The sequence below is a fragment of the Nonomuraea africana genome (assembly GCF_014873535.1).
Lineage (GTDB): Bacteria > Actinomycetota > Actinomycetes > Streptosporangiales > Streptosporangiaceae > Nonomuraea > Nonomuraea africana.
Map to the genome: position 1 here is coordinate 3727190 of NZ_JADBEF010000001.1, position 23198 is coordinate 3750387.

The 23198-nt window shown below is 71.4% G+C and carries 21 protein-coding genes; 8 read left to right on the forward strand and 13 right to left on the reverse strand.

Going from position 1 to position 23198, the window contains the following annotated elements:
* Positions 1-5: 5 nt before the first annotated feature.
* The 6 genes from H4W81_RS17650 to H4W81_RS17675 all read right to left on the reverse strand — a co-directional run bounded on the left by H4W81_RS17650 (position 6) and on the right by H4W81_RS17675 (position 5928).
* Complete coding sequence (locus H4W81_RS17650; RefSeq protein WP_192775825.1) at positions 6-1148, reverse strand: branched-chain amino acid ABC transporter substrate-binding protein; 1143 nt, start codon at positions 1146-1148, stop codon at positions 6-8.
* 183 nt (positions 1149-1331) lie between these two features.
* Positions 1332-2333, reverse strand: coding sequence for a proline racemase family protein (locus tag H4W81_RS17655; protein ID WP_192775826.1), 1002 nt, complete (start codon positions 2331-2333; stop codon positions 1332-1334).
* On the reverse strand, positions 2330-3223 hold the full coding sequence (locus tag H4W81_RS17660) for a dihydrodipicolinate synthase family protein (RefSeq protein ID WP_192775827.1): 894 nt from the start codon (positions 3221-3223) through the stop codon (positions 2330-2332). Before H4W81_RS17660 ends, H4W81_RS17655 begins: the two co-directional genes overlap by 4 nt.
* Positions 3207-4562, reverse strand: coding sequence for an FAD/NAD(P)-dependent oxidoreductase (locus H4W81_RS17665; RefSeq protein ID WP_192775828.1), 1356 nt, complete (start codon positions 4560-4562; stop codon positions 3207-3209). Before H4W81_RS17665 ends, H4W81_RS17660 begins: the two co-directional genes overlap by 17 nt.
* Positions 4559-4801 (reverse strand): (2Fe-2S)-binding protein, encoded by a 243-nt coding sequence (locus H4W81_RS17670; protein ID WP_192775829.1) that lies wholly within the window; start codon positions 4799-4801, stop codon positions 4559-4561. Before H4W81_RS17670 ends, H4W81_RS17665 begins: the two co-directional genes overlap by 4 nt.
* Positions 4798-5928: an NAD(P)/FAD-dependent oxidoreductase gene (locus H4W81_RS17675; RefSeq protein ID WP_192775830.1), complete on the reverse strand. Its 1131-nt coding sequence runs from the start codon at positions 5926-5928 to the stop codon at positions 4798-4800. Before H4W81_RS17675 ends, H4W81_RS17670 begins: the two co-directional genes overlap by 4 nt.
* A gap of 152 nt (positions 5929-6080) precedes the next feature.
* Between H4W81_RS17675 and H4W81_RS17680 the strand changes: the two genes are divergently transcribed.
* Positions 6081-7004, forward strand: a complete 924-nt coding sequence (locus H4W81_RS17680) for a COX15/CtaA family protein (protein WP_192775831.1) — start codon at positions 6081-6083, stop codon at positions 7002-7004.
* Between the two features lie 74 nt (positions 7005-7078).
* Positions 7079-7765 (forward strand): SanA/YdcF family protein, encoded by a 687-nt coding sequence (locus H4W81_RS17685; RefSeq protein ID WP_192775832.1) that lies wholly within the window; start codon positions 7079-7081, stop codon positions 7763-7765.
* Positions 7766-7834: 69 nt separating this feature from the next.
* Here H4W81_RS17685 and H4W81_RS17690 read toward each other — a convergent pair whose 3' ends face one another.
* Positions 7835-9052 carry a PrsW family intramembrane metalloprotease gene (locus H4W81_RS17690; RefSeq protein ID WP_192775833.1) on the reverse strand — a complete coding sequence of 406 codons (1218 nt, stop codon included), beginning with the start codon at positions 9050-9052 and terminating at the stop codon, positions 7835-7837.
* Positions 9053-9105: 53 nt separating this feature from the next.
* Positions 9106-10059: a heme o synthase gene (locus tag H4W81_RS17695; protein WP_192775834.1), complete on the reverse strand. Its 954-nt coding sequence runs from the start codon at positions 10057-10059 to the stop codon at positions 9106-9108.
* Positions 10060-10360: 301 nt separating this feature from the next.
* Here H4W81_RS17695 and tkt point away from each other — a divergent pair, with 301 nt between their 5' ends.
* From tkt to pgl, 6 genes are all read left to right on the forward strand, one after another.
* The gene (tkt, locus tag H4W81_RS17700; protein ID WP_420538753.1) at positions 10361-12391 is read left to right on the forward strand and encodes a transketolase; all 2031 of its coding nucleotides are present in this window, start codon (positions 10361-10363) and stop codon (positions 12389-12391) included.
* Positions 12392-12393: 2 nt separating this feature from the next.
* Positions 12394-13485, forward strand: a complete 1092-nt coding sequence (gene tal / locus H4W81_RS17705) for a transaldolase (RefSeq protein WP_192775835.1) — start codon at positions 12394-12396, stop codon at positions 13483-13485.
* Between the two features lie 2 nt (positions 13486-13487).
* Entirely contained in the window at positions 13488-15098 is a 1611-nt protein-coding gene (locus H4W81_RS17710; RefSeq protein ID WP_192775836.1) for a glucose-6-phosphate isomerase, read from the forward strand.
* Position 15099: 1 nt separating this feature from the next.
* Complete coding sequence (gene zwf / locus H4W81_RS17715; RefSeq protein WP_225958674.1) at positions 15100-16701, forward strand: glucose-6-phosphate dehydrogenase; 1602 nt, start codon at positions 15100-15102, stop codon at positions 16699-16701.
* Positions 16702-16768: 67 nt separating this feature from the next.
* The gene (locus H4W81_RS17720) at positions 16769-17680 is read left to right on the forward strand and encodes a glucose-6-phosphate dehydrogenase assembly protein OpcA (RefSeq protein ID WP_192775837.1); all 912 of its coding nucleotides are present in this window, start codon (positions 16769-16771) and stop codon (positions 17678-17680) included.
* 313 nt (positions 17681-17993) lie between these two features.
* Entirely contained in the window at positions 17994-18770 is a 777-nt protein-coding gene (gene pgl / locus H4W81_RS17725) for a 6-phosphogluconolactonase (RefSeq protein WP_192775838.1), read from the forward strand.
* A 19-nt stretch (positions 18771-18789) separates the two neighbouring features.
* Here the strand turns inward: pgl and add are convergent, their stop codons facing one another.
* From add to H4W81_RS17750, 5 genes are all read right to left on the reverse strand, one after another.
* The gene (gene add, locus H4W81_RS17730) at positions 18790-19800 is read right to left on the reverse strand and encodes an adenosine deaminase (RefSeq protein WP_192775839.1); all 1011 of its coding nucleotides are present in this window, start codon (positions 19798-19800) and stop codon (positions 18790-18792) included.
* 72 nt (positions 19801-19872) lie between these two features.
* Positions 19873-20448, reverse strand: a complete 576-nt coding sequence (locus H4W81_RS17735) for a TetR/AcrR family transcriptional regulator (protein WP_192775840.1) — start codon at positions 20446-20448, stop codon at positions 19873-19875.
* Between the two features lie 10 nt (positions 20449-20458).
* A complete protein-coding gene (locus H4W81_RS17740) occupies positions 20459-21295 on the reverse strand; it encodes an oxidoreductase (protein ID WP_192775841.1) in 837 nt (278 codons plus the stop codon).
* 39 nt (positions 21296-21334) lie between these two features.
* Complete coding sequence (locus tag H4W81_RS17745) at positions 21335-22051, reverse strand: hypothetical protein (protein WP_192775842.1); 717 nt, start codon at positions 22049-22051, stop codon at positions 21335-21337.
* A 108-nt stretch (positions 22052-22159) separates the two neighbouring features.
* The gene (locus tag H4W81_RS17750; protein WP_192775843.1) at positions 22160-23176 is read right to left on the reverse strand and encodes a GNAT family N-acetyltransferase; all 1017 of its coding nucleotides are present in this window, start codon (positions 23174-23176) and stop codon (positions 22160-22162) included.
* Positions 23177-23198: the final 22 nt, after the last annotated feature.

A 23198-nucleotide genomic window follows, 5' to 3' on the forward strand; every position in this document is an offset into this window, starting at 1 on the left:
CTCGCTCACGACAGCGCGTCCTGCAGAGCGAACTTGTCGCCCTTCCACACCAGGATCTGGAAGCCGCCCGCGGACAGCGTGTGCTCGGGGGTGAACTTCAGCGGGCCCGAGAACATCGAGAAGCCGTTGATCCCCTCGAGAGCCGAGATGACCTTGGCTCCGTCGGTGGAGCCCGCCTTGGTGATCGCCTCGGCGGCCAGCCGGACGGCGTCGTAGGCCTGGTTCGAGTACGGGCCCGGGGCCGAGCCGAACTTCTTGGTGTAGGCGTCGATCCAGCCCTTGGCGTCGGGCAGCGTGTCGGGGATCGGGGTCATGGTGGCGAAGACGCCGTCGGCCTCGGCTCCGGCGATCTCGCCGAGCTTGGGAGAGACCGAGCCGTCCGCGACCATGATCGAACCCTTGTACCCGGCCTGGCGCAGCTGCCTGATGATCAGGCCGCCCTCCTGGAAGTAGCCGGTCCAGTAGACGAAGTCGGCCTTCTTGTCGAGGATGTTGGCGATGTTGGCGCTGTAGTCGCTCTCCTTGGGCGTGACGGCCTCGGTGATGACCGCCTTGTCGCCGAGCAGCGGCTGGGTGCGGACCGCGATGTCCTTGGAGTAGCTGGTGTTGTCGTGCATGAGCGCGACCTTGGTGGCGCCCTGCTTGGTGATCCACTTGGTGGCGGCCTCGGCCTGCTGGGTGCCGGTGCCGTTGATCAGGAAGACGTGCTTGAGCTTCTGGTCGACCAGCTCCTGGGAGTTGGCGGCCGGAATGATCATGGGTATGTTCGCCTTGCCGAACACCGGCAGCGTGGGCAGCGTGGCGCCCGAGCAGTAGCCGCCGATGGAGACGTCGACGCCCTCGGTGACCACCTTGTTGGCGGCGGCGACGGCCGTCTGGGCGTCGCAGGCGTCGTCGGCGGCCTTGAGCTCGAGCTGGCGGCCGAGGACGCCGCCCTTGGCGTTGATCTCGTCCACCGCGAGCTGCGCGGCGTTGGTCATGTACGGGCCGATGGCGGCCTCGCTGCCGGACTGGGGGACCAGCATGCCGAGCTTGATGGGGGCCTTGTCGTCCTGCTGGGCGGCTCCACCGTCGCCGAGCAGACCCTGACCGCATCCCGCCAGCAGCATGGCGGCCGCCACCAGGGAGGCGACTTGCGTTGAGCGCATGTGACTCTCCTCACGTGAGTGATGTGTGACATCACACTGGTGTGCCGGTGGCCGGTCAAGCGCCGATATCAGACCGTTAGCGTCATAACACGCCCAGGGCCCGTCCAGGGAGGTCCCGGTCAAAACCGTGACCTCCCTGGTATTCCGGGCAGCCCGAAACGGCCACCGTACTGTGCTGACCCGTCAGAGGACGAAGCCCTCGGGGAACGGGTCGCGTGGGTCGAGGAAGTACTGCGCGGTCCCGGTGATCCACGCCCTTCCCGTGATCGTCGGCACGACCGCCGGACGACCGCCCACGCTCGTCTCCTCCACCAGGCGTCCGATGAACCTGGTCCCGATGAAGGACTCGTTGACGAAGTCCGCCCCCAGCGCCAGCTCGCCCCTGGCGTGCAGCTGGGCCATGCGGGCGCTGGTGCCCGTCCCGCACGGCGAGCGGTCGAACCAGCCGGGGTGGATCGCCATCGCGTGCCTGGAGTGCCCGGCGGTGGAGCCGGGCGCCCTGAAGTACACGTGGTGGCAGCCGCGGATCCGCTCGTCCTCCGGATGCACGGGCTCGTCGGCGGCGTTGATCGCCGACATGGTGGCCAGGCCCGCCGCCAGGATCTCGTTCTTGGCCGCCCGGTCGAAGGGCAGCTTGTAGTCGTCGAGGTCGACGATGGCGTAGAAGTTGCCGCCGTAGGCCAGGTCGTAGCGAACCTGTCCGAACCCCGGCACCTCCACCACCGCGTCCAGCCTGTCGCTGTAGGCGGGGACGTTGCGCAGGGTCACCGACTCGGCGACGCCGTCCTTCACGGCCACGTCCACGACGACCAGCCCCGCGGGCACCTCCAGGCGGACGGTCGTCACCGGCTCGACGACCTCGACCATCCCGGTCTCCACCAGGACGGTGGCCACCCCGATCGTGCCGTGGCCGCACATCGGCAGGTAGCCGGACACCTCGATGAACAGCACCCCCCAGTCCGCGTCGGGGCGGGTGGGCGGCTGCAGGATGGCCCCGCTCATGGCGGCGTGCCCCCGCGGCTCGTTCATCAGCAGCTGCTTGATGTGGTCGAAGTGCTCGCGGAAGTAGACGCGGCGCTCGGCCATGCTGTTACCGGGGATGACGCCGACGCCGCCGGTGACGACCCTGGTGGGCATGCCCTCGGTATGGGAGTCGACGGCGTGGAAGACCCGCTTGGTCCTCATCTCAGCCCCTCCGCCAGCACCTTCTCCGTCGCGGCCCGCACCGCCGCCGCGTGCTCGTCGGTCAGCGGGAGCCTGGGCGGCCTGCACGGCCCGCCGTACCTGCCCGCGAGGTCCATGGACAGCTTGATGGCCTGGACGAACTCGGTCCTGGCGTCCCAGCGCAGCAGCGGGTGGAGCGTGCGGTACAGCGGCAGCGCGGTCTCCAGGTCGTGCGCCATGGCGGCCCGGTATAGGGCGACGGTCGAGGCGGGCAGGGAGTTGGGGAACCCGGCGATCCACCCCTTGGCGCCCGCCAGCGCCAGCTCGAGCACCACGTCGTCGGTGCCGATGAGCACGTCGAGGCCGGGCGCCAGCTCGGCGATCTCGTAGGCGCGGCGCACGTCGCCGGTGAACTCCTTCACCGCGACGATCAGCCCCTCGTCGAACAGCCTGGCCAGCAGCGCGGGAGTCAGGTCGACCTTGGTGTCATAGGGGTTGTTGTAGGCGACGATCGGCAGGCCCGCCTTCGCCACCTCCCTGTAGTGGTCGATCACGGTCCGCTCGTCGGCGCGGTAGGAGTTCGGCGGCAGCAGCATGACGCACGCGCATCCGGCGTCGCGGGCGTGCTCGGCCCAGCGGCGCGACTCGGCCGAGCCGTACGCGCCGACGCCCGCCATCACGTTGCGACCGCCGATGGCCGCCACCGCCGTCTCGACGACCTTGGCCCGTTCCTCGGGGGAAAGAGTTTGGTACTCCCCGAGCGAGCCGTTCACGGCCACGCCGTCACAGCCCTGCTCGACCAGCCATCGGCAGTGCTCGGCGAACCCGTCGAAATCCGCCGACAGGTCGTCGCGCAGGGGAAGGGCCGTGGCGACCATGATTCCGTGCCATGGCTCAACGCGGTTGCTCATCTTCGATCCTCTCAAGACAGCCGAGGGTGATCGGCTGGACTATGGGGCGGCGGGTGGCTTGGGGTCGCTCGCCGGCCAGGCAGGAGACCGCGTAACCGCAGATCCTGCCCTGGCACCAGCCCATCCCCGGGCGGGCGAGCAGCTTGACGGAGCGCGCGTCGGTGGCGCCCAGGTCCATGGCCTCGCGGATGGCGCTCACCGGCACCTCCTCGCAGCGGCACACGAGCGTGTCGTCGGCCAGCCAGGACTGCCAGCCCGGCTGGACGGGATAGGCCTCCTGCAACGCGCGCGCGAAGGCGCGCAGCCGCTCGCCGCGCCTGCGCAGGACGCCGGGAACGGGCTCCCCGCCCGAGCGCGAGGCGAGGTCATGAGCGATGGCCAGGCCCGCGGCGCGCCCCTCCAGCTCGGCCAGCGCCGCGCCGCCGACGCCGGTGGGCTCGCCCGCGGCGTAGACCGCGGCCACGCTGGTGCGCTGGCCCTCGTCGACGACCACGACGGGGCTGCCGTCGGCCGAGTGCGCCGTGGCGCAGCCCAGCTGGACGGCCAGGTCGATCTGCGGGACGAAGCCGTAGCCGACGGCGACCGCGTCGCACTCGACCGTCCGCGACGACAGCACCCGCCACGTGGGGTCCAGGCGCGCGACGGTCACGTGGGTGACGCGGGCCGAGCCGTGGGCCGCCACGACCGCGTGCCGGGTCCGGTACGGCACGCGGTGCCTGGCCAGCGCGGCCCCGTACCCGAGCGCCTCGCCCGTCTTCCCCGCGGCCAGCATGGGATGCCTGGCCAGGCCGAGCAGGCCGTTGGCCTCGAAGACCCCCGCGACCGAGGCTCCCGCCGCCGCGAGACCGGCGGCCACGGGCAGCAGGAAGGGGCCGGTGCCCGAGACGACGACCCGCCGGCCCACCGGCACGCCCTCGCCCTTGAGCAGGGCCTGCGCGCCGCCTGCCGTGAACACGCCGGGCAGGTCCCAGCCGGGGAAGGGCAGCGGCCTGTCGTGCGCGCCGGTGGCGATCAGCAGCGATCGGCAGGTGAGCGTGACGGGCCGCTCCTCCTCGCCTGCCATGCCGTGGACGGTGAAGGCCTCCGCGTCCCGCTCGACGGCCCAGACCTTGTGGTCGAGCAGGAGGTCGGCCGTGGTCCTGAGGGCGCGGCACTGCCGGACGAAGCGGTCCGCGCCGCGTCCCGACGGCAGGCTGCTCGCGCGGTGCCTGAAGTACTGGCCGCCGAGGCGGGGGCCGGCGTCGACCAGGGCCACGCGCAGCCCCGCCTGGGCGGCGCTCAGCGCGCCCGCCACTCCCGCGGGGCCGCCGCCGACGACGACGAGGTCGTAGCCGGTCATGAGGTGGTCACCTCGTCTCCTGGGCGGGCCCGCACCAGGCAGGCGCGCTGGGACTCGCGTCCGTTGACCGTGACCAGGCAGTCGAAGCAGACGCCGATGCCGCAGAACAGGCCGCGCGGCCTGCCTTCGTGCCTGGTGGAGCGCCATGACGTGATGCCCGCCGCATGGAGGGCCGCGCCGACGCTCTGGCCGGCCACGACGGGCACGGCTCTGCCGTCCACGGTGATCTCGAAGTTCACGCGAACCTCCCTGGGCTGAAGGGGTCCAGGTCGAGGGCGGTGCGCTCCCCCGACAGCAGCTGGGCGAGCAGGTGGCCGGTGGCGGGCGCGAGGCCGATGCCCGCGCCCTCGTGCCCGCAGGCGTGCAGGAGCCCGGGCACGCGCGGGTCCTGGCCGATCACCGGCAGATGGTCGGGGCAGTACGGCCGGAAGCCGCAGTAGGACCTGATCACGCGCCGGTCCCTGAGCACCGGGAACAGCGCGGTGGCCTGGGCCGCCAGCGTGCGCAGCACCGGGATCGAGGTGGTCGTGTCGAAGCCGACCCGCTCCCTGCTGGCGCCGATGAGCACGGTGCCCGCGGGCGTGCCCTCGACGACCGCGGAGGTCTCGAGGTCGGCCGAGTCGCTGGCGACGTTGGTCACGTAGGCGGCAGTGTAGACCTTGTGCCTGATCAGCGGCTCCCTGAGGGGCTCGGTGACCAGGATGAAGCCGCGCCTCGGCAGGATCGGCAGCTCCACCCCCGCCATGGCCGCGATCTGGCCGCCCCAGGTACCCGCCGCGTTGATCACGGATCCGCCGAGGATGTCGCCGTGATCGGTGCGCACGCCCGTGACCCGTTCGCCGCTGCGCATGAACCCGGTGACCGTGACGCCGGTCCGCAGGCGTAGCGCGCCGTGGCCGAAGCTGTCGGCGCCCTGCCTGATGAGGCGGGCGGCCGCCAGCATGGGCTGCACCTGGGCGTCCTGCGGGTAGAAGACGCCGCCCGCGAGGCCGTCGGCCAGGTGCGGCTCGTAGTCGTGCAGCGCGGAGTCCGGCACGACGGTGTGCTCCACGCCCTGCTTGTCCGCCAGCTCCACCAGCCGCCGCTGGACCTCCCCGCTCTCCGCCACGACCAGGCCGCCCTTGGGCTCGAACTCGAACCCGCCGTGGCCCGCCAGCTCGCGCCAGAGCCGGTTGGACAGCAGCGCCAGGTCGAGCTCAGGGCCCGGCTCCTTGTCGGAGACCAGCACGTTGCCCTCGCCTGCGCCGGTGGTGCCGCCCGCCACGGGGCCGCGGTCGAGCACCGTCACGTCGAGGCCTGCGGCCGCCGCGTAGTAGGCGCACGCCGCGCCCACGACGCCTGCGCCGATGACGATCACATCGGACATCGTGTCTCCTCACCTCCTCGCAGTAATATGTCACATATCTTCCCCGCCTGTGAACCCCCGTCCGGTGGAGGGCCCGGCCGGTGGGAAGAGCACGCACCCTGCCCCCTACCATCGAAGACGTGAAATCCTTCTGGCCGCCTACCCCCCGTTCGATGAGCCTGTGGGCCCTGCTGTCCGTGATCGCCAACGCCGGCATCACGGTCACCGGCGCGGCCGTGCGGGTCACGGGATCGGGGCTGGGCTGCCCGACCTGGCCCAGGTGCACGCCCGACAGTTTCATTCCCGTCGCGCACCCTGAGCACAGCTGGGTCAACATGGGCGTCGAGTTCGGCAACCGGCTGCTCGCCTTCCTGGTGCTGGCCGTGGCGGCGATGTGCCTGCTGACCGCGATGCGGATGGCCCCGCGCCGGCGCGACCTGATCCGGCTGGCCTGGCTGCAGCCCCTGGGGGTCGTCGCCCAGGCGCTGTGGGGCGGCCTGGTGGTGCGCACCGCGCTCAACCCCGTGACGGTGAGCGTCCACTTCCTCATCTCCATCGGCCTGATGGCGGCCTGCTGGCTCCTCTACGCCCGCTCCCGCGAGGGCGACGCCCCCGCCAGGCCCGTGGTGCACCGCGACATCCAGCGCCTCGGCCACGTGCTGGTGGCCGCCGTGGCCGTGCTGCTGGTCGCGGGCGTGGTGGTGACGGGCACGGGCCCGCACTCGGGCGACGCGCTGGCCTCCCGCTTCGACTTCGACATCGAGACCGTGGCGCGCCTGCACGCCGACATCGTCTACGTCGTGGTCGGCCTCACCTTCGCGCTGCTGTTCGCGCTGCGCGTCACCGGTGCCCCCAGGCGCGCCCGCGCGGCGGCGACGGGCCTGCTGGTGATCGAGCTCGCCCAGGGCGTGATCGGCTACACCCAGTACTTCCTCGCCGTGCCCGCGTTCCTCGTCGGCCTGCACGTGCTCGGCGCCACCGTGGTGTGGATCGGCGCCCTGCGCGTGGTCACCAGCCTGCGCACCCGCGACGAGGTGCCCGATGAGGTGCCCGACGAGGCCCCCGCCGCGCCGGCCGGCGTCCCCCTCCCCCACTGACGGCCCGCCCCGAAGGTGGGAGGGTGTGGCACGATATGTCGGCCACTCCCCCACCGGCGCGAGGTGTGCGTTTCATGCGATTCGTCCAGACTTCCCGTACGGCGGTGCGCCGCGCCTACCAGGGCGCGGTCGCGCTGAGCGTGCTGGCGATCGCCCCGCTGACCTGGGCCTGGCTGGGCAGCGAGAACCACCGCGTGGTGGCCGACACGCCCGGCTGGCTGGCCAGGGTGCCCGACTCGGGCACCGCGCTCGTCCTCGGCGCGGGCCTGTTCTCCGGCCGGCCCAGCCCGATGCTCGCCAGGCGGCTCGACATCGCCGCGCAGCTCTACCGGGCGGGCAAGGTCAAGGCCGTGCTGCTGTCGGGCGACAACAGCAGGAAGGACTACGACGAACCCTCGGCCATGCGCGACTACCTGCTGGCCGAGGGGGTGCCCGACGCCGTGATCGTGCGCGACTACGCGGGCTTCGACACCTGGGACTCCTGTGTGCGGGCCCGCAGGGTCTTCGGCGCCGACGACGTCACCGTGGTCACGCAGTCCTTCCACCTGCCGAGGGCGGTGACGCTGTGCCGTACGGCGGGGCTGCGGGCCTTCGGCGTCGGCGACGACTCGGCCAGGCGGTGGGCGGCCGAGACCTACGCCTCCGCCGCGCGGGAGTTCGGGGCCGCCGCGAAGGCGCTGGGCGACGTGGTGCTCGGCACCGAGCCGGTCTTCCCCGGCCCGAAGGAGACCTCGCTGCGGCAGGCCCAGACGGGCCGGTGAGCGCGCGGAGCGGGCGGCTCGACCGGCGGCTCGGACCGGCCGCTCGGACCGGTCGCTAGGACCGGCCACTCAGACCGGCCAGTGGCCGTCCGTGGAGGGGGAGGGCGCGCCAGGGGCGTAACCCGGCGGCGGGGTGCCGTGGGCGGCGGCGCGCGCGTGCTGGCGGGGCACGGGGAAGCGGGCCTTGGCCGCGCTCATGCACTCGAGCAGCGCCCGCTGCTCCTCGTGGAAGGTCTGGTCGTCGACGATGTGGCGGAACGCCCGCTCGTGCAGCAGCCCGAGCTCGGTGGCGGCGAGCTGGTAGTCGCTCATCGCCCGCACGCCTGCCTTGCCGCCGTGCGCCTTGGCCCACTGCCTGGCCTGCCTGCGCCGCGACAGCGCCGAGAGCATGAAGATGTCGGCGGCGTCGACCAGCCGCGTCGGCTCGTAGGGCGGCAGGTAGCGCTGCAGGAGGGCGACGATGCGCCGCCTGTCGCGCAGGACCACGCCGATGAGCGTGAAGAGCACCACCAGCAGCACCAGGTAGGCGATCACCAGGCCGACGAAGCCGCCGTAGGAGGCCAGGCCGTTCCACATGCCGTGCAGCAGCATCGCGGCGATCCAGCCCGCCAGGATGACGAGGGCCCGGTCGGAGCCGGAGCGCCTGGCGGCGTAGGCGACGGCCACGCCGGTCATCGAGGTGAACAGCGGGTGCGCGAACGGCGAGAGGATGCCGCGCAGCACGACCGTCACCGCCAGCCCCTGCACGCCGAACTGGTCCTGGGCGGCGATGTAGTAGCTGACGTTCTCGGTCATGGCGAAACCGAGGCCTACCATGCTGGCGTAGATGATGCCGTCGGTCGGTCCGTCGAGTTCGGCGCGGCGAAAGCGCAGCAGCCCGAGCAGGACCAGGCCCTTCATCGTCTCCTCCACCACGGGGGCGCCGAAGGTGGCGGCGATGTTGCGCGCGCTGGCCGCCGACAGCCCCACGGTGTCGGTGATGTAGTGCAGGTTGAGCGAGTTGACGATGCCCGCCACCAGCACGGCGATGCCCGCCCCCCACGCGAAGGCGAAGACGAGGTTGCTGCGCGGCTCCGGCTCCATGCGGTCGAGCGCCAGCACGGCCGCCAGCAGCAGCGGCACCGGCGCGAACGCCAGGATGAGCGCGATGAAGAACTGCACCGGCGCGCCGTTGAGCACGTCGAAGGAGAAGGAGACCAGAGCGCAGATGCCCGCCAGCACCAGGCCCGCGATCAACGCGAAGGACGGCCGGTCCTTGAACACCCAGCGTGGATCACGGGTCTTCATACCGTGACTGTAACGGATCGCCATGACGCTGTCCTTCCCACTTCGAGAGCAGGTCAGGCCAGCAGCGGATCGATCGCGACCGCGAGGAACAGCAGCGCCAGATAGGCGTTCGACCAGTGGAAGAAGCGCATCGGACGCAGGTCGACGCCGCTCTTGCCGGCGTTGAGCCGGGCGAGCAGCCGGTAGACCTCGATCAGGCAGAACGCGCCGAGCACCGCCGCGACGACCGGGTAGAGCAGCGTGGTGCCGGCCACCGGCCACAGCAGCAGCGAGCAGGCGACCGTCGCCCAGGTGTAGGCGATCGACTCCAGCACCACCCTGCGCTCGGTGGCCACGACGGGCAGCATCGGGATCGAGGCGGCCGCGTAGTCCTCCTTGTAACGCATCGCGAGGGTCCAGGTGTGCGGCGGCGTCCAGAAGAACACCACGCCGAACAGCACCAGCGGGGTCCACTCCAGGCCGCCGGTGATGCCCGCCCAGCCGATCACGACCGGCATGCACCCGGCCAGGCCGCCCCACACGATGTTCTGGGAGGTGCGGCGCTTGAGCACCAGCGAGTAGACGAAGACGTAGAACAGGATCGCCGACAGGTTGAGCGCCGCCGCCAGCAGGTTCGTGGTCACCCACATGCCGGCCACGGACAGCACCCCGAGGACCACGCCGAAGACAAGGGCGGCGCGCGGGGTGACCTGGTGCCTGGCCAGCGGCCGCTTGCGGGTGCGCCGCATCTTCACGTCGATGTCGCGGTCGATGTAGCAGTTGAGCGCGTTGGCGCTGCCCGCCGACAGGGTGCCGAACACCATGACCGACAGCGCCTTCCACAGCGGCGGCAGGCCGTCGGCGGCCAGGAACATCACCGGCAGCGTCGTGATCAGGAGCAGCTCGATGACCCGCGGCTTGGTCAGCGCGACGTACGCCTTGATGACCGCGCCGAAGGAGCGCGGTTCGGCGGGCGCCAGGGACGGCGGGGGCGCGGCCGGCGACGGCCTGTTCGTGAGCACCGTCAAGGCGCTTCCAGCGAGTGCGGAGTCAACGCGTAACCTCTGAAGAGAGCGGAACCGTGGACGCCGAGCACCTGACGTCCTTGCGAACAAACAAACTGTAGTCGCAGGGTGAGCCGGTCCGGCCAATGGGGGCACCGAGGACGGGTTGGTCAGCCCTACCAAGGTCCACTCAGTTAGGGTCGGTGTGGGCGGGAAAAGCCACCAGCACCACCATGACAACTAGATTCCGGAGATCGAGCAGTTGAGCACCTTTGAATGGACCGACCTCGACAAGCAGGCGGTCGACGTCGTCCGAGCCCTGGCGATGGACGCGGTCGAGAAGTCGGGCTCGGGCCACCCCGGCACCGCGATGAGCCTGGCGCCCGCCGCATACCTGCTCTTCCAGCGCACGATGCGCCACGACCCCACCGACGCGTCCTGGGTGGGTCGTGACCGGTTCGTCCTGTCGTGCGGCCACACCAGCCTGACGCTGTACATCCAGCTCTACCTGTCCGGCTACGGCCTGGCTCTGGAGGACATCGAGCGGCTGCGCAGCTGGGGCAGCCGCACGCCCGGCCACCCCGAGCACGGCCACACCGTCGGCGTCGAGACGACCACCGGCCCGCTGGGCCAGGGCATCGGCAACGCGGTCGGCATGGCCATGGCCGCCCGCCGCGAGCGCGGCCTGTTCGACCCGGACGCCGAGCCCGGCACCAGCCCCTTCGACCACCACATCTGGTGCATCGCCTCCGAGGGCGACATCGAAGAGGGCATCAGCCACGAGGTCAGCGCCCTCGCCGGCCACCAGAAGCTCGGCAACCTGACGGTGCTGTTCGACTCCAACCACATCTCCATCGAGGACGACACCGCGATCGCCCTGTCGGAGGACGTGGTCAAGCGCTACGAGGCCTACGGCTGGCACGTCCAGACCGTCGACTGGACCAAGACCGGCGAGTACGTCGAGGACGTCCAGGCGCTGCACGAGGCGCTCGAGGCGGCCCGCGCCGAGACCGACAGGCCGTCGTTCATCAGGCTGCGCACGATCATCGGCTGGCCCGCCCCCAACAAGCAGAACTCCGGCAAGATCCACGGTGCCGCGCTGGGCGCGGAGGAGATCGCCGCCACCAAGAAGATCATGGGCATGGATCCGGCCAGGTCCTTCGACGTGCCGGAAGAGGTGCTGAGGCACACCCGCGAGGTCGCCGAGCGCGGCCGCGCCGCGCACGCCGAGTGGGAGAAGTCGTACGCCGACTGGCGCCTGGCCAACGAGGATCGGGCCGCCGAGTTCGACCGCATCTCCGAGCGCGAGCTGCCCAACGGCTGGGCCAAGGCGCTGCCGACCTTCGAGATCGGCTCGTCGATCTCCACCCGCAAGGCCTCGGGCGAGGTGCTCAGCACGCTGGCCCCGGTGCTGCCCGAGCTGTGGGGTGGCTCGGCCGACCTGGCCGAGTCGAACAACACCACCATGAAGGGCGAGCCGTCCTTCATCCCCGAGGAGTACCAGACCAAGGAGTTCCCCGGTAACCCCTACGGTCGCACGCTCCACTTCGGCATCCGCGAGCACGGCATGGGCGCCATCCTGAACGGCATCGCCCTGCACGGCGGTACCCGTCCCTACGGCGGCACCTTCCTGGTCTTCTCCGACTACATGCGCCCGGCCGTACGGCTGGCCGCGCTGATGAAGCTGCCGGTCACCTACGTCTGGACGCACGACTCCATCGGCCTGGGCGAGGACGGCCCCACGCACCAGCCGGTCGAGCACCTGTGGGCGCTGCGCGCCATCCCCGGCCTCGACGTCGTCCGTCCCGGTGACGCGAACGAGACCGCGGCGGCGTGGAAGGCCGTGCTCAAGCACACCGACCGTCCCGCGGCGCTCGCGCTGACCCGGCAGAACCTGCCGGTGTTCGAGGGCACCAGCGCCGAGGGCGTGGCCAGGGGCGGCTACGTGCTGCGCGAGGCCTCCACCGGCCAGCCGCTCACCATTCTCATCGCCACCGGCAGCGAGGTCGAGATCGCCGTCGCGGCGCGCGACCTGCTCGAGGCCGAGGGAATCCCGACGCGGGTGGTCTCGATGCCGTGTGTCGAGTGGTTCCACGGGCAGGACTGCTCTTACCGGGAGGCAGTGCTTCCTCCGGCGGTCAGGGCCCGCGTCGCGGTCGAGGCGGGAATCGCGCTGGGCTGGCGCGAGTTCGTTGGAGAGGCGGGCGAAGTGGTCAGCCTCGAGCACTTCGGCGCATCGGCGCCGTACAGGACGCTGTATCAGCAGTTCGGCCTCACCGCCGAGCGAGTCGTGGCCGCGGCGAAGGCCAGCCTCGCCAAGCTGGGGCACGACAAGGGCGAGACGACGGGAAACTAGACATGTCGGAAAACCTGAACAAGCTCACCGGCCAGGGTGTGTCCATCTGGCTCGATGACATCAGCCGCGAGCGCCTGCGCAGCGGCAACCTGGAGCAGCTGATCCGCGAGAAGAGCGTCGTGGGTGTGACCTCCAACCCGACGATCTTCGCCAACGCGCTCAGCAAGGGCGACGCCTACGACGCCCAGCTGCACGACCTGGCCGTGCGCGGGGTCGACGTGGGCGAGGCCGTACGGGCCATCACCACCTACGACATCAGGTGGGGCGCCGACGTGCTGCGTCCCGTCTACGACGCCACCGGCGGCATGGACGGCAGGGTCTCCCTCGAGGTGGACCCGCGCCTGGCCCGCGAGACCGAGAAGACGATCGCCGAGGCCCGCTTCCTGTGGTGGGCGGTCGACCGGCCCAACCTGCTCATCAAGATCCCCGCGACGGTCGAGGGCCTGCCCGCGATCACGCAGGCGATCTCCGAGGGCATCAGCGTCAACGTCACGCTGATCTTCTCCCTCGAGCGCTACCGCGCGGTCATGGACGCCTGGCTGGCCGGCCTCGAGGCCGCGCAGGCCAAGGGCCTCAACCTGGCCTCCATCGAGTCGGTGGCCTCGTTCTTCGTCAGCCGCGTCGACACCGAGATCGACAAGCGCCTCGACAAGGCGGGCAAGCCGGAGCTGAAGGGCAAGGCGGGCATCGCCAACGCGCGCCTGGCCTACGCGGCCTTCGAGGACGTCATGAACTCCGAGCGCTGGCAGCGCCTGCGCGCGGCCGGCGCCCGTCCGCAGCGTCCGCTGTGGGCCTCGACCGGCGTCAAGGACCCCAACTACGTCGACACGATGTACGTCGACGAGCTGGTGGCCCCCGGCACCGTCAACACCATGCCGGAGAAGACGCTCGACGCGAGCGCCGACCACGGCCGCGTCACGGGCGACACCGTCCGTCCCTTCTACGAGCAGGCGTGGAACACCATGGCCGCGCTCAAGGAGGCGGGCATCGACTACGACGACGTCGTGCGCGTGCTCGAGGACGAGGGCGTGGAGAAGTTCGAGGCGTCGTGGAACGAGCTGCTCGAGAGCATCAGCAAGAAGCTGGTCCCCTGACGATGGACGTCATCTACCGCGAGGAGGGGGTGGCCGAGGCCGCCGCCTCCGTCGCGGGCCGGCTCGCCGGCGAAGGGGTCCCCGCCCGCCTCGCGGCGGGCGACCCCGCCCTGTGGGGCGCCGACGCCGAGGCCGAGGCGGCGCTGCGCCTCGGCTGGCTCAACCTGCCCCGCACCTCACGCGAGCTGCTGCCCGAGCTCGGCAAGCTGGTGGAGCGGGCCCGCGCCGAGAACCTCGACCACGTGGTCCTGGCCGGCATGGGCGGCTCGTCGCTGGCGCCCGAGGTCATCTGCAACACCGCCGACGTGCCGCTGACGGTCCTCGACACCACCGACCCCGGCCAGGTACGGCGGGCGCTCGACGACCGCCTCGACCGCACGATCGTGGTCGTGTCGAGCAAGAGCGGCTCGACGATCGAGACCGACAGCCACCGCAGGATCTACGAGGACGCCTTCAGGTCCGCCGGCATCGACCCCGCCGAGCGGATCGTGGTCGTCACCGATCCTGGCTCACCGCTGGAGCAGGCGGCCGCCGAGGCCGGCTACACGATCTTCCTGGCCGATCCGAACGTCGGCGGACGCTACTCGGCGCTGTCGGCGTTCGGCCTCGTGCCGAGCGCGCTGGCGGGCGCCGACGTGGAGTGCCTGCTCGACGACGCCGCCGAGGTGCTGCCCCTGCTCGCCGCGGACGAGGGCAACCCGGGGCTGGCCCTCGGCGCCGCGCTCGGCGGCGCGGCGCTGGCCGGGCGCGACAAGCTCATCCTCGAAGACCAGCTCACGGAGATCAACGGCCTGCCCGACTGGATCGAGCAGCTGGTCGCCGAGTCCACGGGCAAACTGGGCAAGGGCATCCTGCCCGTCGTCGCCGCCGAGCCGACGGGCGCGCGCGACGAGCTGATCATGGCGATCGAGTCCGACAACGGCGACGTCCGCGTCGACGGCTCGCTCGGCGCGCAGTTCCTGGTGTGGGAGTACGCCACGGCGCTGGCCGGGCTCGTGCTCGGGGTCAACCCCTTCGACCAGCCCGACGTGGCCGAGTCGAAGGACAACACCGCCCGCGTCCTGGACGGCCCGCCGCCGTCCGAGGAGCCCGTGCTGGTGGACGGCCCGGTCGAGGTGTACGGCGCGACCCGCGCGCACGATCTGTCCGGCGTGTTCACCGAGCTGCTCCACGGGGTGCCCGAGCACGGCTACCTGGCCGTGATGGCCTACCTCGACCGGCTGGCCACTTTCGACGCGCCCGTGCCGAAGGACGCCGACTTCGAGCAGATGACCGCGGCGTGGTTGGCGGCCGACGCCCAGACGCTGCGGGCGCTGCTGGCCATGCGGACGTCGCGGCCCGTGACGTTCGGGTGGGGACCCCGATTCCTGCACTCCACGGGCCAGTACCACAAGGGCGGGCCGTCAAACGGGGTGTTCCTGCAGATCACCGGTGCCGTGACGGCCGACGTCAAGGTGCCGGGCAAGCCCTTCACGCTGGGCGAGCTGCAGCTGGCGCAGGCGCTCGGCGACCGGCAGGCCCTCACCGGGCGGGGGCGGCCCGCCGTACGACTGCATTTGACCGACCGCGCAGCGGGGATCGCGCACCTGCTCGCAGCCGCACAGGAGGTCTGAGATGACAGAACCGGCAGCGCCCGTGGAGGAGACCGCCGCCGTGGCGGCCGCCGCCGCGAGCACGGCCACCACACTTGAGGTGGCCGCCGCCAACCCGCTGCGTGATCCGCGGGACAAGCGGCTGCCCCGGGTGGCGGGGCCATGTGTGCTGGTGCTTTTCGGAGTGACGGGAGATCTGGCCAAGCGCAAGCTGCTGCCGGCGATCTACGACCTGGGCAACAGGGGGCTGCTGCCGCCCGGTTTCTCCCTGGTCGGTTTCGCCCGCCGCGACTGGGCCAACCAGGATTTCGCGCAGCTCACCCATGACGAGGTGAAGGAGCACGCGCGCACGCCCTTCCGCGAGGAGGTCTGGAAGCAGCTGGCCGAGGGCATTCACTTCGTGCCCGGCGAGTTCTCCGACGACGGCGCCTTCGACGCCCTCGCGATGGCATTGAAGGAGATCGACCAGACCAGGGGCACCGGCGGCAACTATGCCTTCTACCTGTCGGTGCCGCCGAAGTTCTTCCCCACGGTGGTGAAGCAGCTCAAGCGCACGGGTCTGGCCGACGCCCCCGAGGGCTCGTGGCGACGGGTGGTGATCGAGAAGCCGTTCGGGCACGACCTGCAGAGCGCGCACGAGCTGAACGAGATCACCAACGAGGCCTTCCCCGAGAGCTCGATCTTCAGGATCGACCACTACCTCGGCAAGGAGACGGTCCAGAACATCATGGCGCTGAGGTTCGCCAACAACCTCTACGAGCCGATCTGGAACCGCAGCTTCGTCGACCACGTGCAGATCACCATGGCCGAGGACATCGGCCTGGCCGGGCGCGCGGGCTACTACGACGGCATCGGCGCGGCCCGCGACGTGATCCAGAACCACCTGCTCCAGCTGCTCGCGCTGGTCGCGATGGAGGACCCGACCTCCTTCGACGCCAACGCGCTGCGCAGGGAGAAGGAGAAGGTGCTCAAGGCGGTGCGGCTGCCCGCCGACCTGTCGCTGAACACCGCGCGAGGCAAGTACGCGGCGGGCTGGCAGGGCGGCGAGAAGGTCGTCGGCTACCTGGAGGAGGAGGGCATCCCCGCCGACTCCGTGACCGAGACCTACGCGGCCATCAAGCTGGAGATCGCCAACCGGCGCTGGGCGGGCGTGCCGTTCTACCTGCGCACGGGCAAGCGGCTCGGCCGCCGCGTCACCGAGGTGGCGGTGGTCTTCCAGAAGGCGCCGCACCTGCCCTTCAGCAAGGACGACACCGAGATCCTCGGCCACAACGCGCTGGTCATCAGGGTGCAGCCGGACGAGGGCATCACGGTGCGGTTCGGCTCGAAGGTGCCGGGCACCGCGATGGAGGTGCGCGACGTCTCCATGGACTTCGCCTACGGCGAGTCGTTCATGGAGTCGTCACCCGAGGCGTACGAGCGGCTGCTGCTGGACGTGATGATCGGCGACCCGCCGCTCTTCCCGCATCAGCGAGAGGTCGAGCTGTCCTGGAAGATCCTCGACCCGATCGAGGAGTTCTGGGCCACGCAGGGCCAGCCGGAAGACTACCCCGCGGGCACGTGGGGCCCGCCGTCGGCCGACGAGATGATGGCCCGCGACGGCAGGGTGTGGAGGAGACTGTGAACGAGCGCAGCGAGAGAACCATCGAACACAGCACTTCGGAAGTCATGAGGCCGGCGAAGGAGGCCTCATGACATCTTTCATGCTGACCGACACGACGGCAGGCAAGATCTCGGGGCAGCTCACCCGGCTGCGCCACCAGATGGGCGCCCCTGCCGTGGGCATGGTGCTGACGCTGGTCGTGGTCTGCGACGAGCGTGACCAGTACGACTCGGTCCGCTCGGCCACCGAGGCCGCCCGCGAGCACCCTTCGCGGATCCTCGTGGTGATCAACAGAGAGTCCGACGAGGCCAACCGGCTCGACGCGGAGCTGCGGGTCGGGGAGTCCACGCCCGGCGAGGTCGTCGTGCTGCGCCTGTACGGCGAGCTGACCGCGCACGCCGACTCCGTGGTCAGCCCGCTGCTGCTGCCCGACACGCCGGTCGTGGCGTGGTGGCCGGGCGACGCGCCCGCCATCCCCTCCCAGGACCCGATCGGGATGCTGGCCCAGCGCCGGATCACCGACGCCAAGACGGTGCCCGACGGCATCAAGGTGCTGGCCGGGCGGGCCAAGGGGTACAGCTCGGGCGACACCGACCTGGCGTGGGCCAGGCTGACGCCGTGGCGCAGCCTGCTGGCCGCCGCCTTCGACCAGCCCGTGGCGAAGGTCAAGAAGGGCTTCGTGGACGCCGCGTCGGGGAACGCGAGCGCGCCGCTGCTGGCGGCGTGGCTGAGCGAACGGCTCGGCGCGCCGATCAAGGTGGTCGACTCGGCGGGCCCCGGCCTGACCGCGGTCAGGCTGACGCTCGACGACGGGGAGATCGCGGTGACCCGCACCGACGCGCGGCTGGCCACGCTCTCGCGTCCCGGCCAGCCCGACAGGCACGTCGCGCTGGCCCGGCGGCACACCTCGGAGCTGCTGGCCGAGGAGCTGCGCAGGCTCGACTCCGACGAGATCTACGAGACGGCGCTGAAGCGGCTGGCCCGCTCCCACAGGGGCTGACCCGCTCGCCGAGTCCCGGGTCCCGGACGGACCCGGGACCTCCGCCGTCTCCGACCCCCAGCTTCCCGACACCCGGCTCCCAGAGGGACGCCCTCCCCACCTCCCGAGAGCCTCCCTCCCCCACCGCAGCCCTCCCGGAAGACCGAACGGAGTCCCACCTCCGTCTCCACAAGAGACGCGGCCGAAGTTCCACCTCCGTCCTCATGAGAGACGCTCCTCATGAGAGACGCTCCTCATGAGAGACGCAGCCGAACTCCGAATCGACGGCCATGGTGACCCGGGCAGGCGGCGAACCCTCGATAGGGTGGCTCCCGTGAGCGTTCCCAACGTAGTCGTGCACCGCGACGCCGACGTGCTGGCCAAAGCCGTCGCCGCGCGCATCATCACCCGTCTGGTCGACGTGCAGTCCGCCAGGGGCTCGGCCTCGCTGGTGCTGACCGGCGGCACGGTCGGCATCGCCACGCTGGCCGCCATCGCCGCGACGCCGGCCCGCGACGCGGTCGACTGGCGCAAGCTCGACATCTGGTGGGGCGACGAGCGCTTCCTGCCCTCGGGCGATCCCGAGCGCAACGAGACCGGCGCCCGCGCGGCCCTGCTCGACCGGGTCGACCTCGACCCCGCCAGGGTGCACGTCATGCGCGGTCCCGACTCGGGTATGAGCGCCGAGGAGTCGGCCGACGCCTACGCCGAGGAGCTGCGCAAGGCCGCCCATCCCGAAGACCACGGCCCCGTGCCCTCCTTCGACGTGATGCTGCTCGGCATGGGCCCCGACTCGCACGTGGCCTCGCTCTTCCCCGGCAACCCCGCCGTCTACGACACCCGCTCCGTGGTCGCCGTGCACGGCTCGCCCAAGCCGCCGCCCGTGCGCATCTCGCTGACCTTCCCCACCATCCACGCCGCGCGCGAGGTCTGGGTGGTGGCCGCGGGCGAGGAGAAGGCTGGGGCCGTACGGCTGGCGCTGGCCCAGGACTCCGGCCAGGTGCAGGTGCCCGCGGCGGGCGCCAGAGGGGCGCAGCGCACGCTGTTCCTGCTCGACAGGGCCGCGGCGGGCAAGATCCCCGCCGGTCTCAGCAGGATCTCCTCTCCCTGAGCGAACGCTGAGGCGGTGGTCAGCGCAGGGTGTCGATCTCGGCGAGCAGCTCCCTCTTGCGCTCTTCGCCCATGAACGACGCCCGTACGGCGTTGCCCGCCAGCGCGGCCAGCTCCGCCTCGCCCAGCCCGAACACGTGGGCCGCGACGCGGTACTCCTGCTCCAGCGTGGTCGCGAACATGGGCGGGTCGTCGCTGTTCAGGGTGAGGAACAGGCCCTCTTCCAGCAGCCTCGGCAGCGGATGGTCCTCGATCCGCCGCACCTGCCCGGTGCACACGTTGGAGGTCGGGCAGACGTCCAGCGGCAGCTGGGTCTCGCGCAGGTAGGCGACCAGGCGGGGGTCACCGAGGCAGTTGATGCCGTGCCCGATGCGCTCGGCGCCGTAGCCCTCGATGACCTCCCACACGGTCTCGGGTCCCGTCATCTCGCCGCCGTGCGGGACGCTGTGCAGGCCCGCCTTGCGGGCGGCGGAGAAGGCGTCTCGGAAGGAGTCGCGGTACGCGGCCCGCTCCTGCTCCATCCCGCCGATGCCGAAACCTACCAACGCGGCGGGAGGTTCGTTCAGCGCGTGGTCGAGAGTGATCCTGGCCGCCTCGACGCCGAACTCGCCGGGGATGTCGAAGATGTAGGCCATCTCGACGCCGTGCTCGTCCAGCGACCTGCGGGCGGCCACGTCGAGCGCCTCGGTGACCGCCCGCATCGGCAGCCCCTGAATCCAGTGCGCGTACGGCGTGACCTGCAACTCGACGTAGCGGCAGTTCTGCGGCGCCAGGTCGCGGGCCAGCCCCGTCACGAGCGAGGCGACGTCCTCGGGATCGCGGACCAGCGCGTTGACCGCCCCGTAGACCTGGGCGAAGTGCGGGAAGTCGCGGAAGGTGTAGAAGTCTCGCAGCTCCTCCTCCGTGGCCGGCACGCCGCTGCCCGGATGGCGGCGCGACAGTTCGAGCACGGTCGGCACGGAGGCGGAGCCGATCAGATGGACATGGAGCTCGACCTTGGGCAACCGGTCGATGAAGGCGTCGATCGTCATGGCGACGACCCTAAGCGCGCTCTCCCCAGCCAGAAAGAGTTTGGGGAAGAATCTCACACTAAGTCGTAAGGTTCAGCGCGCTGCCCACGCGTGCGCCAGCGGAAGCAGCACGCCGTCGACCGATTCGGCCGCGAAGGCGTCGTCCAGCGGCGGCCCGACGAAGATCAGGCGATGCCAGACGAGCGCCTCCACCAGCTCGGCCAGCCGTCCGGCGTCCACGGGAGCGGCCAGCTCTCCCCTGGCCACGGCCCGATCGACCAGCGCGGAGGCGCCGCCCAGATCGCGCACGGGCATGTGCTCGCGCAGGGTCCTGGCCAGTTCCTGATGGGAGACGAGCGTGGACGACAGCCCCATGATGAGCCCGTGCTTGCGCTCGGCCGCCGCGCAGAGCCCCCTGACGACCTCGAACAGGTCACCGCGCAGGGAGCCCGTGTCGGGGGCGGGCGGCACGTCCATGTCGAAGCGGCGGCAGATGACGTCGACGACCAGCTCGGGCTTGCCCGCCCAGCGCCGGTAGATGGTCGCCTTGCTCGCCTTGGCGCGCTTGGCGATCTGGTCGACCGACATCCGGTCATAGCCCATCTCCGACAGCAGGTCGAAGGTGGCGTCGAGGATGGCCTTCTCCCTGCCGGGATCGAGTGGTGCCACGCACGCTTCCTTAGTTGTGGGCGAACTCCTGGAATCGTACGCCGGTCAGCTCGGTGGACACCTCCCACAGCCGGGCGGCCAGCGCCTCGTCGAGAGCGTCCTTGCTCGGCCGCAGCGGCTTGGACGTCGGCCCGAGGTACTCCCCTCCCCTGATGAGCGGCGAGGTCGCCGCGTAGAGGGAGGGCGCCGCGCCGTCGTCGGCGCTGCGCAGGAACAGCCTCAGCAGCGGCTGAAGGGGGCCCACGCTGAAGAAGTTCGTGGCGGTGGCGCCCGGGTGGGTGGCCACCGACAGCAGCGCCGACCCCGCCCGCCTGGCCCTGCGCTGAAGCTCGAAGGTGAACAACAGGTTGGCCAGCTTGGAGCGGCCGTAGGAGCTCATCTTGCCGTAGCGGCGCTCGAGGCCGAGATCGTCGAAGTCGAGCCTGCCGACCTTGTGGGCGTCGCTGGACACGTTGACCACCCGCGGCGCGGGCGCGGCCAGCAGGAGCGGCAGCAGGAGCCCGGTGAGCGCGAAGTGGCCCAGGTGGTTGGTGCCGAACTGCAGCTCGAAGCCGTCCTTGGTCACGCCGCGCGAGACCATGCCGATGCCCGCGTTGTTGATCAGCAGGTCGACCCGCTCCACGCCCGCGGCGAACTCCCTGACCGAGGACAGGTCGGCCAGGTCGAGCCGGCGGAAGCCGACGTCGGCGCCGGGGACGTCGCGCAGGATGCTCGCCACCGCGGCCCCGCCCCGTCCGGGATCGCGGGAGGCGACGGTCACGCCTGCGCCGCGCCTGGCCAGCTCACGGGCCGTGGACAGGCCGATACCGCTGTTGGCGCCCGTGACGATCGCTGCGAGTTCGGACATGGAACCCTCCAGGTGTACGACACCGTTTCGTACAGCACTCTAGCGGCTCAGCCGCGCCCGCGCGTGCGCCTCCTCCCTGCGCGCCACCTCCGCCTTCTGGTCGGCCTCCGCGAGCCTCTTGCGGGCCTTGGCGAGCTTCTTCTCCAGCGCCAGGACCTTCGCGGCCCGCTCATCGCGCTCCTGCACGGCCTGCGCCAGCGCCTCACGCCACTCCTCGTAGGCGGCGGTGGCCTCGGCCAGCTCCTTGGCCCTGCGCTCCTCGGCGGCCCGCTGGTCCTCCTCCGACGGCTTGCGCGCGGGGCGGGATCTCGGGATGGGCGCGGGGGCGAAGCCGCTGTAGCTGAGCGGCTTGGCCAGGCGGCCCTGCCGTACCTGGTCGGCGGCGTCGGCGTCCACGGTGGCCGCGTCGAGCGTCTGCTCCACCTCGGCGCCGGAGGAGGGCGCCAGCCGTACCAGCCGCTGGGAGAGCCTGGCGCGCCGCGCGGTCAGCTCGGCGAGCGCGTCGGCGTCCTGGGCCGCCCACGCGGCGCGCAGCTCCTCCCCCAGCTCCAGCAGCTCGGCGAGCTCGTCGGGGTGCCTGCGCGACAGCTGGTTGACCGCCCAGGCCGCGACCGTGGGCTTGCGCAGCGCGGCCACCTGCTTGGCCAGGTCGGCCCGCCCCGCCTGCTTGGCCGCGCGGGCCTCGGCCTCCCGCGCGGGGATGAAGTCGGACACGTCCAGGCCGTAGAGCCGGTCGGCGATCTCGTCAAGATCCACATGTGAGAGATACCCCACATGCCTGGTTTGTAGCCTCGGGCCCGAGAGAGTGCGAGCTACTCGACCAGCGGCACGCCATGGGCGTCCGTAAGGAGGGCGAGAGGCGCCCTAGACGAGCGCGCCCACCGCGAGCCTGGCCTCGACGACGCCGGGGTCCTCGGTGTAGGCGAGCGTCGCGCCCAGCGAGATCATCAGCCTGCGCATGCGGGTGTTGTCCGACAGCAGGGTGGCACGGACCTCGGCGTAGCCGAGGTCACGGGCCTCCTGCACCAGCGTCCTGGCCAGTGCCGCGCCCAGACCGCGCCCCTGCCAGCGGTCCTCGACCAGCACGGCCATCTCGGCGATGCCGGGATCGGGGGTGAACATGAGGTTCGCCATCGCGACCACCTGGCCGTCGTGGCAGGCCACGAATGACAGGCCCCTGCCGCGATCCACGAGCCGGTCGAACACCCTCGGCGGCAGCGAGGGCATCGAGGTGAAGTAGCGGAAGCGCCGCGACTCGGGCGAGCAGCGCTCGTGCAGGTCGCGGACGGCCTCCCTGTAGATGCTCGTCAGCGGCCTGACCTCGGTCTCGACCCCGTCGGCCAGGCGCACCACGCGAGCGCTCGAGGAGGGCTCGGCCGGCGGCTGGGCCAGCCGTACAAAGGCGGCGGCGCGGGCGGCCTCGGTCAGCGTGAACGGCAGGTCGGACCGGCGCACCTTGATCGCGCGCTTGGCCGCCACGGGGACGACCAGCAGGGTGGGGTCGGGAAGATCACGCACCGCCTCACCATAGACCCATCGGGCGTCGTCCGCGCGCAGCAGTTCGGCCAGCAGCTCGGGCAGCCGCCACGGTGCGCCGCGCAGGCGCGCGGCCAGCAGCAGCGCCCTGGTGGGCTCGTCGGTCAGCTCGTGCGCGCTGGCGGGCACGACCTGCACCCGGCGGCCACCGGCCGACTCCAGCGCCGCCCTGACCGTCTCGGGACTGGCGGGAATCTCCGCGACGAACTCGTCGACGGTGCCGTCGGTGTCGGGCTGGACGCTCAGTCCGAGGATGTTGCCGCCCCGCTCGGCCAGGGCCGCGGCCAGCGAGGCCAGCCTTCCGGGGCGTTCGTCGACCGTGGTTCGGATGCGCAGAAATCCCATACATATGAGGATGCGAGAGGTT